The following is a 13,722-nucleotide window of genomic DNA, read 5'->3' on the forward strand; positions in this document are numbered from 1 at the left end:
GCCAGCCTCTCGCTGCAGCACTGCCTGCCCTCATCTTTTACGCCTGGCTGCCGATACACGTTTCGGCGGTATGCATCGCCGCACGCCATCCTCCCATCATCCAATACAGGTCGTGTTGATGCTGCAGTACGGGCAAAAGAGCTTTCTGATCGTCGATGACTTCACCGACTTTCGCACGTCGACGCGCTCCATGCTGCGCGAGCTGGGCGTGCGTGACGTCGACACTGCCGACAGCGGTGAGCAGGCCCTGCGCATGTGCGGGCAAAAGCGCTATGACTACATTCTTCAGGATTTCCACCTTGGGGATGGCAAGAAGAACGGCCAGCAAGTGCTGGAGGACATGATCCTCGACAAGCTGATCAGCCATGAGTGCGTGTTCATCATGGTGACCGCCGAGAGCAGCCAGGCCATCGTGCTCAGCGCCCTGGAGCACGAGCCCGATGCCTACCTGACCAAACCGTTCAACCGGGTGGGCCTGGCCCAGCGCCTCGACAAGCTGACGCAGCGCAAGACCTTGCTCAAGCCGATCCTGCAGGCCCTGGACCGTGGCCGCCCGGCCGAAGTGCTGGCTGCGTGCGCCGAGCTGTGCAAGAAGGACCCGCGTTTCGCGCCCCTGTGCCTGCGTTATCGGGCCGATGCCCTGCGAGACCTGAACCGCTTCGATGAGCTGGAAAAGTTCCTCAAGGGCATTCTCGCCAGCCGCCCGCAGCCGTGGGTGTATGCGGCGCTGGGCAGCCTGATGCACAAACGGGGTCAGCACGCGCAGGCCCAGGGCGTTTATGAGCAGGCGCTCAAGGCGTTTCCAATCATGCCGAGCCTGTACGACGGCATGGCCGACGTGCTGGTGGCCCAGGGTGAGACCAAGCGCGCGCAAAACATGCTTGAAGAAGCCGTGCGCCTTTCACCCCTGGCGGTGAGGCGCCAGGCCGCGCTGGGCAAACTGGCGCTGGACAACGAAGACTTCGAAAGCGCCTCGAAGGCGTTTCGCCATGCGGTGAACCAGGGCCAGAGCTCGCGCTACAAGGATGCGGAGAGCAACCTTGGGCTGGTCGAGGCATTGATGAACAAGAACGCCGGCTTCGGCCTGGATGCACGTACCCGGGTCGAGATCAATACCGTGCTCAGCGAGGTGGCCAAGGACAATGTCGAGGATCAGGGCCTGCAAGTGCGTGCGCGCTTGATGAAAGCTGCCAGCCTGCAGCAGGCCGGTGATGCAGAGACTGCAGCCAAGCTTACCGAGCAGGCCCTGCAGCGGCTGGACAAGATGGATCAGTTCTTCTCGGTCGAAGCCGCCCTGACCGTGGCCAAACAGCTGCAGGCGCTGGGCCAGGAAGGTGCCGGCGGCACCATCCTCAAAGGCTGTGTGGAAACCTACGGCGATGACCCCAAGGTCATGCAGAGTGTCGCCAAGCTGACGGATGACCCCACGGTGCTCGGCGCCGTCACCGAAGCTGTCGACCTCAACCGCCAGGGTGTGCGCAGCTATCAGGCCGGGCAGCTCAATGAAGCCTTGCAGATGTTCCGCAAGGCCCTGTCACTGCAACCGAAGAACATCAGCATTGCCCTCAACACTGCCCAGGCGCTGTTGCGCATCGGTGGCGAAGCCACGCCGCCGGCAATCCTGCAGGAGTGTCGCAACTGCCTGACCAGCGTCGCGGGTATTCCTGCCAGCGACAGCCGGTATGACCGCTACCGCAAACTGCACATCAAGGTGTTCGGCGCATGAGCCAGGACAACCAGGGGCTGGATTTTTCCACGGTGATCGCCTCCACCGTGCACGACCTGAAAAACTCGTTGTCAGCGCTGATCCAGTCCCACGACCAGTGGCTGGCGCGCCTGCCCGAGGAGTTGCGCGGGGGCACCGAGCTGGGCGTGATCGAGCACGAATTCCGCCACCTCAATGGCATGCTGGTGCAAATGCTGGGGCTGTACAAACTGGGCGTCAACCAGTTGCCGGTGTGCCCGGACTATCACGAGCTGGACGACTTCGTCGAAGCGCAGCTGGCGGCTCATCAGCAAGTGCTTGAGCACAACGATATCCTCGCCACCTGGCGCATCGACAGCGAAAATCCGCTGGGTTTCTTCGATCGGGAACTGGTCGCCTCGGTGATCGCCAATGTGATCACCAACGCCACCCGCTATGCCGGGCATGCGCTGTTGATCAGCATCGCGCAAGAGAACGAGCAATTGGTGATCAGCGTCAACGATGACGGCCCAGGCTACCCGGCGCGCATGCTCGAGCGGCAGCAGGATTATGTACAGGGCATCGATGCGCAGAGCGGCAGCACCGGGCTTGGCCTTTATTTCGCGGCGCGCATCGCTGCGCTGCATGAGCGCGATGGCGTGCGCGGGCGAATCGAGATCGCCAATGGTGGCGCGCTTGGCGGAGGCTTGTTCAGGTTGTATCTGCCTTAGGCTCGATTTCATAGGCCCTGAAAATTTCCAGGCAAGCACTCCATCCTCGACAAAACCGCATAATTGCCTCCCTGGGGCGGGCAACGATAACATCCAGGCAGTCGTCAGGAGTCCCCATGAACACTGCCCCAACCACCCTCATCCGCGAAACCTTCCCCGTCGGGCCTTTGCAGTGCAACTGCACCCTGATCGGCGACCCGCTTACCAAAAAGGCCATCGTCGTCGACCCGGGTGGTGACCCGGACAAGATCCTCGCCCGCCTGCAGGCCCACGGCCTGACCTTGGTGAGCATCATCCACACCCATGCGCACTTCGATCATTTCCTCGCCTCGGGCAAGCTCAAGGAGCTCACTGGTGCGACCTTGCACCTGCACAAGGACGACCAGGTGCTGTGGGACAACCTGGAGATGCAGTGCCAGATGTTCGGCGTCCCTTATACCCCGGTGCCCCCACCAGACCGCTGGCTGGGTGACGATGAAGCGCTGGCCTGCGGCTGTGGCGTGGCGTTGCACACGCCTGGGCATACGCCGGGTTCGATGAGCTTCTGGTTCGCTGACGCCAAGCTGTTGGTTGCCGGTGACACCCTGTTCCGACGCGGCATTGGCCGCACCGATTTGTGGGGCGGCGATCAGCGGGCTATCGTTCGCTCGATCAAGGAGCGGCTGTATCGTCTGGATGAGGATGCAATCGTGGTCACCGGCCACGGCCCTGATACCCGACTGGGTGACGAAATGCGCGAGAACCCCTTCGTGCGGGCCTGAGCCGGCATAAACAGCCTGTCATGGAATTTTTTCGCCCAAGCGCGATCCAAGGCTGGCATAAATGCATTCATGATTTGCCGCACACACGAATTCTTGTAGGAGCTTGTCCATGTTCACCATGCGTCGCCTGATTATCGTCGCAACCGCTGCAGCCCTGATGACCGGCTGTGCCGGCCAGAACCCCTACGACAGCCAAGGTCAGGCGCAGGGTGGGTCGACCGGGATGAGCAAGACCGCCAAGTACGGCGGCCTGGGTGCGCTGGCCGGCGCCATCGCCGGTGCCGCCATCGACCACGACAACCGTGGCAAGGGCGCGCTGATTGGCGCCGCTGCGGTAGGTGCTGCCGCTGCCGGTTACGGTTACTACGCCGACAAACAGGAAGCCGAACTGCGTGCCCAGATGGCCAACACCGGTGTCGAAGTACAGCGCCAGGGTGACCAGATCAAGCTGATCATGCCGGGCAACATCACGTTCGCCACCGATTCGGCGAACATCGCCCCGAGCTTCTACTCGCCGCTGAACAACCTGGCGACCTCGTTCAAACAGTTCAACCAGAACACCATCGAAGTGGTGGGCTTCACCGACAGCACCGGCAGCCGCCAGCACAACATGGACCTGTCGCAGCGCCGTGCCCAGGCAGTGAGCGCCTACCTGACCTCGCAAGGCGTGGACGCCTCGCGCGTGTCGGTGCGCGGTATGGGGCCGGACCAGCCGATTGCCAGCAACGCCGATGCCAATGGCCGGGCGCAGAACCGTCGCGTCGAGGTCAACCTCAAGCCTATTCCCGGCCAGCAGTATGATCAGCAGGGTCAGGTGCAGCAGTATCCGTAAACCATGAGGGCCGCTGTGCGGCCCAATCGCCGGCAAGCCGGCTCCCACCGGGATCGCAAGCGCCACACATCCCGGTGGGAGCCGGCTTGCCGGCGATTGGGCTGCACAGCAGCCCCAGGTTTCAACGCACCACGCTGGCCTGTATGGCTGTAAGCGCGATCGTGTGCACGATATCGTCCACCTGGGCGCCGCGCGGCAAGTCGTTCACCGGTTTGCGCAGCCCTTGCAGCATCGGCCCCAGGCTGACCCCATCGGTACTGCGCTGCACCGCCTTGTGGGTGGTGTTGCCGGTGTTCAGGTCAGGGAACACGAACACCGTGGCGCGCCCGGCCACTTGGCTGTTGGGCGCCAACTGGCGGGCGATTGCCGGGTTGGCGGCAGCGTCGTACTGCAGCGGGCCGTCAATCACAAGGCCCCGCTCGGCTTCCTGCGCCAGGCGCGTTGCTTCGCGCACTTTCTCGACTTCTTCGTCGCTCGCCGAGTCACTTGAATAGCTGATCATCGCCACCCGTGGCGCGATGCCGAAGGCTTGCGCCGATTCGGCGCTCTGCCGCGCGATTTCAGCCAGCTCGCTGGCGCTGGGGTGCGGGTTCATCACGCAGTCGCCATACACCAGCACCTGCTCGGGGAACAGCATGAAAAAGACCGAAGATACCAGGCTGGCGCCTGGCGCAGTCTTGATCAACTGCAGGGCAGGGCGGATGGTGTTGGCGGTGGAGTGCACCAGGCCGGAGACCAGGCCGTCGACCTCGTCCAGCGCAAGCATCATGGTGCCGATCACCACCGGGTCTTCCAGCTGTTGCTCAGCCATCGGCGCATTGAGGTTCTTGCTTTTGCGCAGGTCGACCATCGGCTCGACATAGCGCCCGCGAATCAGCTCAGGGTCAAGGATTTCCAGGTCCGCCGGCAGGGTGATCCCCTGCGCACGGGCCACCGCTTCGACTTCCTCGGGCTTGGCCAGCAGCACGCACCGTGCGATGCCGCGTGCCTGGCAGATCGCAGCCGCCTGCACCAGCAATGGCTCGGCGCCTTCGGGCAGGACAATGCGTTTGTTGGCCTGCTGCGCCCGCTGTATCAGTTGGTAGCGGAACACCGCAGGCGACAGGCGCAACTCACGCGGCGTACCGCAGCGCTGGTGCAGCCATGCAGCGTCGAGGTGGCTGGCGACAAAATCGGTGATGAATTCGGCGCGCTCACGGTCGTCCACCGGGATCTCGCGGTTGAGCGAGTTGAGCTGGTTGGCCGTGTCGTACGAACCGGTGCTGACCGAGAGGATCGGTAGGCCCGCCTGCAGGGCGCCGCGGCACAAACCGAGGATGCGTGCATCGGGCTTGCTGTCGCTGGTCAGTAACAGGCCGGCCAGCGGCACGCCATTGATTGCGGCCAGGCTCACCGCCAGGATGATGTCGTCGCGGTCGCCCGGGGTCACCACCAGGGTGCCAGGGGTAAGCAGCGGCACGGTGTTGGCCACGGTGCGTGCACAGATGATGATCTTGTTCATGCGCCGTTGCTCGTAGTCACCGGCGTTGATCACCTGGGCGCCAAGCAGGTCAGCCACATCGCGGGTGCGCGGGGCGTTGAGTTCGGATTGGTAGGGGATGCAGCCGAGCAGCTTGAAGTCGTTGCCGCGCAGCAGCGGCGAGTGCTCGCGCAGGCGAGCGGCGAACTCGGCCATGCTTTCGTCGGTGCGGACCTTGTTGAGGATCACCCCGAGCACTTTCGGGTCGCGCGGGCCACCGAACAGTTGAGCCTGCAGCTCGACCCGCCCGGACAGTTCGCTGAGCACTTCGTTTTCCGGTGCCGACACCAGGATCACTTCGGCATCCAGGCTTTTGGCCAGGTGCAGGTTGACTCGCGCTGCGTAGCTGGCGTGGCGGGTTGGCACCATGCCTTCGACCACCACCACGTCATTGCCCACGCAAGCCTGCTGGTAAAGGCGGATGATTTCTTCGAGCAGTTCGTCCAGCTGGCCATCGCCGAGCATGCGCTCGACCTGGGCAAGGCTCAGCGGCATTGGCGGTTTGATACCGTGGGTGCGTGCGACCAGTTCGCTGGAGCGTTCCGGGCCGGTATCCCCGGGGTGGGGCTGGGCGATCGGCTTGAAAAAGCCGACCTTGAGCCCGGCGCGTTCCAAAGTCCGCACCAGGCCGAGGCTGATGGAAGTCAGGCCGACACCAAAGTCGGTCGGCGCAATGAAAAATGTTTGCATGCGTGCTTCTCGGAATAAGCGTTGCAAGGAATCAACGGCCAAGGGTATCGCTATCGGCCGCTTGTGCACACCAGCCACAGGCGAAAGCCTGGCCAATTCGCAGCGCACGCTGGCGGGGGTCGAGCACCCACGGGCGCGCCTGCCACGGTGGCTGGTGGCGCAGGTGCTGGGTGTGGCCGCAAGACAGGTCGACCACCCAGTGGCCTTCGGTGTCCTGGTGAAAGCCCATGATCCGACTGATGGGTCTTCCCGCAGCCGCGCTGCGTTCGCAATCGGGCGATGCGTTGGTTACACTTGTGCGCTCTACATTCTTTTGCAAAAGGTCTTGCCCCATGCTGATCGCCGCCAACAAGGCAGTCTCCATCGACTATACCCTGACCAACGACGCCGGGGAGACCATCGACAGCTCCGCCGGTGGCGCGCCGCTGGTCTACCTGCACGGTCACGCCAACATCATCCCGGGCCTGGAAAAAGCCCTGGAAGGCAAACAGGCTGGCGACGAACTGAACGTCAGCATCGAGCCTGAAGAGGCCTACGGCGAGTACCTGGCCGAACTGGTCAGCACCCTGAACCGCAGCATGTTCGAGGGTGTCGACGAGCTGGAAGTGGGCATGCAGTTCCACGCTTCGGCACCGGACGGCCAGATGCAGATCGTCACCATCCGCGACCTGGACGGCGACGACGTGACTGTCGACGGCAACCACCCGCTGGCCGGCCAGCGTCTGACCTTCCAGGTCAAGGTCGTCAACGTGCGTGATGCCAGCGAAGAAGAAATCGCTCACCGTCACGTCCACGGCGAAGGTGGCCATCACCACTGATTTTCTGCGCTAAACTCAGAAAGTCGCCAGGCGCTCGGACAAGCCGACAAACCTCCCGGGAGGTGCACGGCTTGGATGAGCGCCTTTTTAGTGGGCGCTGTTCGCCCCAGCGGCAACCGGGAACCTGAGAGGGGATTCAACATGAGTGCATTTCACGACCTGACGTTGAAGGCGCTGAACGGCCAGGACCTGCCCTTGGCACCATTCAAGGGCCAGGTAGTGCTGGTGGTCAATGTCGCCTCCAAGTGTGGCCTGACGCCGCAATACGCTTCGCTGGAAAAGCTGCAACAGCAGTTCAAGGGTAAAGGCTTCAACGTGCTTGGCCTGCCCTGCAACCAGTTCGCGGGCCAGGAGCCCGGCAGCGAGAAGGAAATCCAGGAGTTCTGCAGCCTAAACTATGGCGTGAGCTTCCCGCTGGGGGCAAAGCTGGAGGTCAACGGGCCGCAGCGCCATTCGCTGTACCGCCTGCTGGCGGGTGAGGGCGCCGAGTTTCCTGGCGATATCAGCTGGAACTTCGAGAAGTTTCTGGTGGGCAAGGACGGGCGGGTGCTGGCGCGCTTCGCGCCGCGTACAGCGCCGGATGATCCAACCGTGGTGCAAGCCATCGAGAAAGCGTTGGGCTGACTATCCCTGGGGCCGCTTCGCGCCCCCAGCGATACCGCAGAATCACCCCGATCAATAATGCTGGGCCACGCCTTCCACTGGCCCTAACCTCAGGCGTATTTCCTCACCCAGACGGAAGCGCCCAATGCCCACCAACCCTCTTTTCAAGCCTTTCATCCTCGGCGCGCTCGAGTTGCCGACCCGCGTCGTCATGGCGCCGATGACCCGTACCTTCTGCCCCGGCGGCGCACCCCATGATGGCATGGTCGAGTACTACCGCCGCCGCGCCGCCGCAGGTGTGGGCCTGATCATCACCGAAGGCACAACGGTCGAACACAAGGCCGCCAACGGCTATGCCAATGTCCCGCGTTTTCATGGGGAAGACGCCTTGGCCGGTTGGAAGCGAGTAGTCGATGCGGTCCATGCCGAAGGTGGGCGTATTGTCCCGCAGCTGTGGCATGTGGGCGCGGTACGCCGCCTGGGCACCGAACCTGACGCCGGAGTGCCGGGCTATGGGCCAAGCGAAAAGGTCAAGGATGGGCAGGTGCTGGTGCACGGCATGACACAGGGCGATATCCGTGAGGTGATCGCCGCGTTCGCCGCTGCAGCACGCGATGCCCAGGCCATTGGCATGGACGGCGTGGAGATCCATGGCGCCCACGGCTATCTGATCGACCAGTTCTTCTGGGCCGCCAGCAACCGTCGCGAAGATGAGTACGGCGGCGACCTGGCGGGCCGCTCGCGCTTTGCCATCGAGCTGATCCAGGCCGTGCGCGCCGCTGTGGGCCCTGACTTCCCGATCATCTTGCGCTTTTCGCAATGGAAGCAGCAGGACTACAACGCTCGCCTGGTTGAAACACCTGAGGCACTGGCCGCTTTCCTTACGCCCCTGTCCGATGCGGGTGTGGATATCTTTCACTGCTCGACGCGACGGTTCTGGGAGCCGGAGTTCGAAGGTTCCGAGCTGAACCTCGCCGGGTGGACACGCAAGCTGACAGGCAAACCGACCATTACGGTGGGCAGCGTCGGGCTCGATGGCGAGTTCCTGCAGTTCATGGTCGATACCGACAAGGTGGCCAAGCCCGCCAGCCTCGAAGGCTTGCTGCGTCGCCTGGGTGATGAGGAATTTGACCTGGTGGCCGTAGGTCGGGCACTGCTGGTGGATGCCGAATGGGCGCAGAAGGTTCGCGAAGGCCGCGAAGCGCAGGTGCTGCCGTTCAGCCGCGAGGCGCTGTCGACCCTGGCTTGACCGCCAGAGCGGTGCCTGCAGGCTCGGTACCCGCAGGCGCTGCCAGGCACGCGCTGTACAGATGCGTCTCGAATTGCTCGACGATCGCCGGCCAGCCTTGGCGGCTGGCATGCTGGCGGGCATTGAGGCGAACCCGGCGCAGGGTTTCGCTTTCTTCGAGCAGCCAGCAGGCCGCATCGATGAACGCCACCTGATCACCGGGCATGGCCAGGGCTCCGCTGTGCCCGTGGCGGATATGCTGGGCGGCAGCGGCCTCATCATAGGCAACTACCGCCAGCCCCGAGGCCATGGCTTCGAGCACTACATTGCCAAAGGTTTCGGTCAGGCTGGGGAACAGGAACAGGTCGCCGCTGGCATAGTGCTCGGCCAGTGCTTCACCCCGCTGGGCGCCACAGAACACCGCATCGGGCAGCTGCTGTTCGAGAGCAGCACGCTGCGGGCCGTCGCCAACCACGACCAAGCGCAGCCGCGTGTGTGGATAAGTCTTCTTCAGGGCGTCCAGGCATGGCCGTAGCAGCCCCAGATTCTTTTCCGCCGCCAGGCGCCCGACGTGCAGTACGGCGATGTCTTCAGGGCCCAACCCCCAGGCGTCACGCAACGCCTGGCTGCGCCTGGCCGGGTTGAACAGGCAGGCATCGACACCACGGGCCATCAACGTAAGGCGTTCGAAGCCACGCCGCTCCAGTTCCAGCTTCTGGCTGGCGCTGGGCACCAAGGTGGTGGCCGTACGTCGATGGAACCAACGCAGGTAATGGGTGAGCAACCGCGCCAGCAGGCCAAGGCCATACCGGCCGCAATACTGCGGGAAATTGGTATGGAAACCACTGACCACGGCGATGCCCAGGCGCCGGGCCGCCCGTAACGCACTGAGCCCCAGCGGGCCTTCCGTGGCAATGTACAGCACATCCGGGCGCTGCCGGCGCCAGCGCCTCAACAGCTTGTGCATCGACACTTCGCCCCATTGCAGCCCCGGGTAGCCCGGCAGGCCCCAGCCGCGGCACAGCAAAAGGTCCTGATCGTCGCCTGCAGGCAATTCACCGGCCTGGCGTGGCCGCACGATCTCCACCTGGTGGCCACGCTGCCGCAAGCCATCGCCAAGTCGGCCGAGCGTATTTGCCACGCCGTTGATTTCGGGTGGGAAGGTTTCACTGACGAGGGTAATGCGTAGGGCAGGTGTGTTCATGAAAAAAGTTTCCGCTTGCTGCGTTGCGCTTATGTGACAGCCTTGTGACGTGCCGATGACGCCTGATTGCCGGCAGCTCCAGCGGGATGAATATTTCCTCGTGCAGCACTCAAGAGCCCTGCCAGGCAGCCGATGAAGATGCATTCGATCAGGTGACTCGCTCCGGGAGCGGTGATGTTCAACAGCAAGCTCAAAAAAGAAATCCAGCAACTGCGAGAGGAGCTTCATTCCATCGAGCAGATCAAGAACAGCCTGGACAGCGAAATGCTGGTGCTTCAGCTCGACCCCCAGGGGCGTATCGAACTGATCAACGGTAATTTCGAGAAAGAGATGCTTTACCGCAGCGAGCAGTTGATCGGGCGCAATATTGAAGACATCGTGCCGGAACATGTGAAGAAGCTCGATTTCTACCAACGCATGAAAAGCGCTATCAGCCGCGGCGAACACCTCAACGGTGCTTTCCGGTTGCTGCGTGGCAACGGCGAAGAAGCCTGGTTGCGCTCGATCCTGCAGCCGGTCAAGGGCAGTGACGGGCGCATCAGGCATTTTTCCATGCACTGCAGCGACCTGACCCGCACCATCGAGACCTCGCGCGAACATGAAAGCCTGATCAAGGCACTGATGCGCTCCACCGCGGTGATCGAATTCAACCTCGACGGTCAGGTGCTGACTGCCAATGACCGCTTTCTGCAAACGGTGGGCTACAGCCTGGAGCAGATTCGCGGCAAACACCACCGTATGTTCTGCGAGCCGGAAGAAGCCAATTCGGCGGGCTATCAGGCGTTCTGGGACAAGCTGCGCCGCGGTGAATACGTGGCCGATCGGTTCAAACGGATCGACGCCCATGGGCGTACGGTGTGGCTGGAGGCTTCCTACAACCCGATCATCGATGCCCATGATGTGCTGTACAAGGTGGTGAAGTTCGCCACCGTGATCACCGACCAGGTCAATCAGGAGCAGGCCGTGGCGCAGGCAGCCGACATCGCCTACAACACCTCGCTGGAAACCGACAGCAGTGCGCACAAGGCTACCGATGTGGTGACCCAGACCGTCGAGGTGATGCGTGGGCTGGAAGGGTCGATGCAGGAAGCCGCAGAAGGCATCCAGGCGCTGGACAAACAGTCCAAGGTGATCGGCGCGATCATCAAGACCATCAGCGACATTGCCGGCCAGACCAACCTGCTGGCGCTCAACGCGGCCATCGAGGCCGCCCGGGCGGGCGAGCAGGGGCGCGGCTTTGCCGTGGTGGCCGACGAAGTGCGCCAGCTGGCTTCACGTACCAGTACCGCCACCGAAGAGATCGCCAAGGTGGTGCAGCAGAACGAGCAGCTGGCCCAGGCGGCGGTGGACATCATTGATACCAGCAAGCGCCAGGCCGAACAGGGGCTGGCGCTGGCGGCGGATACCGGTGGGGTGATCGTCGAGATTCAGGAAGGGGCGAAAAAAGTTGTGGATGCGGTCGGGCAGTTTTCCAGCCGGTTGGGGCAGTAAGGCCCTGGATTCGGCGGTGATGCACATGTTGCTGGGGCCGCGTTGCGGCCCTTTCGCGACACAAGGCCGCGCCTATGGCGGGCCGCGCATGCGGGCCGGGGATCAGTTGCGCTCGCGTACCCAGAACAGCGTGGCCCCTGCTACCGCAGCCGGCATCATCAGTACGTTCACCACCGGCACCATCAGCGCCAGGTAGGTGATGCCGCCAAAGCCCAGGCTTTGCCAGCGCTTCTGGCGCAGCCAGGCGAGCATATCCTGCCAGCTCATCTTGTTGTTGTCCGCCGGGTAGTCGATGTACTGGATGGCCATCATCCACACACCGAAGATCAGCCATAGCGGCGCTGCGATCACGTTCACCACCGGGATGAACGAGAGGATGAACAGCGCGATGGCCCGTGGCAGAAAGTAGCCAAGCTTGCGCATTTCGCGGCCGAAGGTGCGTGGCACCATCGCCACCAGCTCGCCCCAGCTGAACGCCGGGAAGTTGTCCTCGCCACGTACCACCACCTCGACTTTTTCGGCCAGAAAACCATTGAAAGGCGCGGCGATGATGTTGGCCACCAGGGTGAAGGTGAAAAACACCATCAATACCAGCAAGGCGACGAACAGCGGCCAGAGGATGTAGCTGAGGAAGCTCAGCCAGTCCGGCAGGGTTGGCATCAGGGCATCGAGCCAAAGGCCGAACTGGTGGCCGGCGAAGTAGATCATGCCGCCGAACAGCAGCAGGTTGATCGCCAACGGCAGCAGTACGAACAACCGCAGATTGGGGCTGAGCACCAGTTTCAGGCCTTCGCGCAGGTACTGGGGGCCAGAGAGGACAGGGGCTTGCATCGAGACGCTCCGCAGAGAAGGGAAAACGCGCTGACCTTACCGGCTTTGCCGCGCCGACGAAAGGCGGGCAGAGGATGGGAAACTGCCTGTAACAAAAGCACCACGGCCTTTTCCATAGGAGAAATTGACGTATAGAGGATGCCTATGAGGTGGATTGTCGAAGGATATTTCCTTAATCTCTGCCACCTCGCTACAGTGCGCTCAACTTTCAGGTTTCGGACCTGCGCGTTGTAGCCTTCCCCAAGTGCTGCGTGGGTCCTTTTTAATTTCAGCTGGCGCAGCCGGTATACCGATGCCGGCCCCTGAGGCCCGCTCGACAGGAGTTCGACATGTCTGAAGTACGTCATTCGCGCGTCATCATCCTCGGTTCCGGCCCTGCCGGTTACAGTGCCGCGGTGTACGCCGCCCGCGCCAACCTCAAGCCGCTGCTGATCACCGGCATGCAGGCCGGCGGTCAACTGACCACCACCACCGAAGTCGACAACTGGCCTGGCGACCCCCATGGCCTGACCGGCCCGGCGCTGATGCAGCGCATGCAGGAACACGCCGAGCGTTTCGAGACCGAGATCGTCTTCGACCACATCAACGCCGTCGACCTGGCCAACAAGCCCTTCACCCTGCAGGGTGACAGCGGCAAGTACACTTGCGATGCACTGATCATCGCCACCGGTGCCAGCGCGCGATACCTGGGCCTGCCCTCGGAAGAAACCTTCATGGGCAAGGGTGTGTCGGCCTGCGCTACCTGCGACGGCTTCTTCTACCGCAACAAGCCGGTGGCTGTGGTCGGCGGCGGCAACACTGCCGTTGAAGAGGCGCTGTACCTGGCCAATATCGCCAGCAAGGTAACCCTGGTGCACCGCCGCGAAACGTTCCGCGCCGAAAAGATCCTGGTCGACAAGCTCAACGCCCGTGTCGCCGAAGGCAAGATCGAGCTCAAGCTCAACGCTACCCTGGACGAAGTGCTGGGTGACAACATGGGTGTGACCGGTGCGCGCCTGAAGAACAACGATGGCAGCAGCGACGAAATCAAGGTCGACGGCGTGTTCATCGCCATCGGCCACACGCCGAACACCTCGCTGTTCGAAGGCCAGCTCACCCTGAAGGACGGCTACCTGGTGGTCAACGGCGGCCGTGAAGGCAACGCTACCGCCACCAATGTCGAAGGCGTGTTTGCCGCAGGCGACGTGGCTGACCACGTTTACCGTCAGGCGATCACCTCTGCTGGTGCCGGCTGCATGGCGGCGCTGGACGTCGAGCGCTACCTGGACGGCCTGGCCAACGCCTCGTTCTGATCCGCAGCGCACAAAAAAACCGGCCATCTGGCCGGTTT

13 protein-coding genes are annotated in these 13,722 nt (G+C 62.9%); 9 read left to right on the top strand and 4 right to left on the bottom strand.

Annotation, left to right across the window (positions count from 1 at the left end):
* Positions 1-118 precede the first annotated feature (118 nt).
* The 4 genes from IWW33_RS15360 to IWW33_RS15375 all read left to right on the top strand — a co-directional run bounded on the left by IWW33_RS15360 (position 119) and on the right by IWW33_RS15375 (position 4,008).
* Positions 119-1,726 carry a tetratricopeptide repeat-containing response regulator gene (locus IWW33_RS15360; protein ID WP_046784536.1) on the top strand — a complete coding sequence of 536 codons (1,608 nt, stop codon included), beginning with the start codon at positions 119-121 and terminating at the stop codon, positions 1,724-1,726.
* Positions 1,723-2,415, top strand: a complete 693-nt coding sequence (locus IWW33_RS15365; RefSeq protein WP_046784535.1) for a HAMP domain-containing sensor histidine kinase — start codon at positions 1,723-1,725, stop codon at positions 2,413-2,415. The genes IWW33_RS15360 and IWW33_RS15365 overlap by 4 nt, the downstream gene beginning before the upstream one ends.
* Before the next feature lie 116 nt (positions 2,416-2,531).
* Positions 2,532-3,176 (top strand): MBL fold metallo-hydrolase, encoded by a 645-nt coding sequence (locus IWW33_RS15370; RefSeq protein ID WP_046784534.1) that lies wholly within the window; start codon positions 2,532-2,534, stop codon positions 3,174-3,176.
* A 109-nt stretch (positions 3,177-3,285) separates the two neighbouring features.
* A complete protein-coding gene (locus tag IWW33_RS15375; protein WP_012316222.1) occupies positions 3,286-4,008 on the top strand; it encodes an OmpA family protein in 723 nt (240 codons plus the stop codon).
* Positions 4,009-4,129: 121 nt separating this feature from the next.
* Here the strand turns inward: IWW33_RS15375 and pta are convergent, their stop codons facing one another.
* Complete coding sequence (gene pta / locus IWW33_RS15380) at positions 4,130-6,217, bottom strand: phosphate acetyltransferase (protein WP_046784533.1); 2,088 nt, start codon at positions 6,215-6,217, stop codon at positions 4,130-4,132.
* Positions 6,218-6,248: 31 nt separating this feature from the next.
* Positions 6,249-6,551: a DUF3565 domain-containing protein gene (locus IWW33_RS15385; RefSeq protein ID WP_080952066.1), complete on the bottom strand. Its 303-nt coding sequence runs from the start codon at positions 6,549-6,551 to the stop codon at positions 6,249-6,251.
* On the opposite strand from IWW33_RS15385, the gene IWW33_RS15390 reads away from it, so the two are divergent.
* The 3 genes from IWW33_RS15390 (at position 6,550) to IWW33_RS15400 (ending at position 8,887) form a co-directional block, all read left to right on the top strand.
* Positions 6,550-7,035, top strand: coding sequence for a peptidylprolyl isomerase (locus IWW33_RS15390; protein WP_012316220.1), 486 nt, complete (start codon positions 6,550-6,552; stop codon positions 7,033-7,035). The genes IWW33_RS15385 and IWW33_RS15390 overlap by 2 nt on opposite strands.
* Positions 7,036-7,176: 141 nt before the next feature.
* Positions 7,177-7,659 (top strand): glutathione peroxidase, encoded by a 483-nt coding sequence (locus IWW33_RS15395; protein WP_046784531.1) that lies wholly within the window; start codon positions 7,177-7,179, stop codon positions 7,657-7,659.
* A gap of 124 nt (positions 7,660-7,783) precedes the next feature.
* Positions 7,784-8,887: an NADH:flavin oxidoreductase gene (locus IWW33_RS15400; RefSeq protein WP_174141582.1), complete on the top strand. Its 1,104-nt coding sequence runs from the start codon at positions 7,784-7,786 to the stop codon at positions 8,885-8,887.
* On the opposite strand, the gene IWW33_RS15405 is transcribed toward IWW33_RS15400, so the two are convergent.
* Positions 8,856-10,070, bottom strand: coding sequence for a glycosyltransferase family 1 protein (locus IWW33_RS15405; RefSeq protein WP_119687763.1), 1,215 nt, complete (start codon positions 10,068-10,070; stop codon positions 8,856-8,858). The two genes, IWW33_RS15400 and IWW33_RS15405, sit on opposite strands and share 32 nt — an antisense overlap.
* Positions 10,071-10,244: 174 nt before the next feature.
* Between IWW33_RS15405 and IWW33_RS15410 the strand changes: the two genes are divergently transcribed.
* The gene (locus IWW33_RS15410; protein WP_115273882.1) at positions 10,245-11,561 is read left to right on the top strand and encodes a PAS domain-containing methyl-accepting chemotaxis protein; all 1,317 of its coding nucleotides are present in this window, start codon (positions 10,245-10,247) and stop codon (positions 11,559-11,561) included.
* Positions 11,562-11,663: 102 nt separating this feature from the next.
* Here the strand turns inward: IWW33_RS15410 and cysZ are convergent, their stop codons facing one another.
* Positions 11,664-12,392: a sulfate transporter CysZ gene (cysZ, locus tag IWW33_RS15415; protein WP_012316215.1), complete on the bottom strand. Its 729-nt coding sequence runs from the start codon at positions 12,390-12,392 to the stop codon at positions 11,664-11,666.
* 329 nt (positions 12,393-12,721) lie between these two features.
* Here cysZ and trxB point away from each other — a divergent pair, with 329 nt between their 5' ends.
* Positions 12,722-13,684 (top strand): thioredoxin-disulfide reductase, encoded by a 963-nt coding sequence (gene trxB / locus IWW33_RS15420; protein ID WP_003247318.1) that lies wholly within the window; start codon positions 12,722-12,724, stop codon positions 13,682-13,684.
* The last annotated feature ends 38 nt before the right edge of the window (positions 13,685-13,722 follow it).

The sequence above is a fragment of the Pseudomonas sp. M2 genome (assembly GCF_015751845.1).
GTDB classification, from domain to species: domain Bacteria; phylum Pseudomonadota; class Gammaproteobacteria; order Pseudomonadales; family Pseudomonadaceae; genus Aquipseudomonas; species Aquipseudomonas putida_E.

What these genes read in the sequence shown, in the direction of transcription:
- IWW33_RS15360 (WP_046784536.1), top strand. Translation starts at nt 119, where the DNA reads ATGCTGCAGTACGGGCAAAAGAGCTTTCTGATCGTCGATGACTTCACC.
- IWW33_RS15365 (WP_046784535.1), top strand. Translation starts at nt 1,723, where the DNA reads ATGAGCCAGGACAACCAGGGGCTGGATTTTTCCACGGTGATCGCCTCC.
- IWW33_RS15370 (WP_046784534.1), top strand. Translation starts at nt 2,532, where the DNA reads ATGAACACTGCCCCAACCACCCTCATCCGCGAAACCTTCCCCGTCGGG.
- IWW33_RS15375 (WP_012316222.1), top strand. Translation starts at nt 3,286, where the DNA reads ATGTTCACCATGCGTCGCCTGATTATCGTCGCAACCGCTGCAGCCCTG.
- pta (WP_046784533.1), bottom strand. Translation starts at nt 6,217, where the DNA reads ATGCAAACATTTTTCATTGCGCCGACCGACTTTGGTGTCGGCCTGACT.
- IWW33_RS15390 (WP_012316220.1), top strand. Translation starts at nt 6,550, where the DNA reads ATGCTGATCGCCGCCAACAAGGCAGTCTCCATCGACTATACCCTGACC.
- IWW33_RS15385 (WP_080952066.1), bottom strand. Translation starts at nt 6,551, where the DNA reads ATGGGGCAAGACCTTTTGCAAAAGAATGTAGAGCGCACAAGTGTAACC.
- IWW33_RS15395 (WP_046784531.1), top strand. Translation starts at nt 7,177, where the DNA reads ATGAGTGCATTTCACGACCTGACGTTGAAGGCGCTGAACGGCCAGGAC.
- IWW33_RS15400 (WP_174141582.1), top strand. Translation starts at nt 7,784, where the DNA reads ATGCCCACCAACCCTCTTTTCAAGCCTTTCATCCTCGGCGCGCTCGAG.
- IWW33_RS15405 (WP_119687763.1), bottom strand. Translation starts at nt 10,070, where the DNA reads ATGAACACACCTGCCCTACGCATTACCCTCGTCAGTGAAACCTTCCCA.
- IWW33_RS15410 (WP_115273882.1), top strand. Translation starts at nt 10,245, where the DNA reads ATGTTCAACAGCAAGCTCAAAAAAGAAATCCAGCAACTGCGAGAGGAG.
- cysZ (WP_012316215.1), bottom strand. Translation starts at nt 12,392, where the DNA reads ATGCAAGCCCCTGTCCTCTCTGGCCCCCAGTACCTGCGCGAAGGCCTG.
- trxB (WP_003247318.1), top strand. Translation starts at nt 12,722, where the DNA reads ATGTCTGAAGTACGTCATTCGCGCGTCATCATCCTCGGTTCCGGCCCT.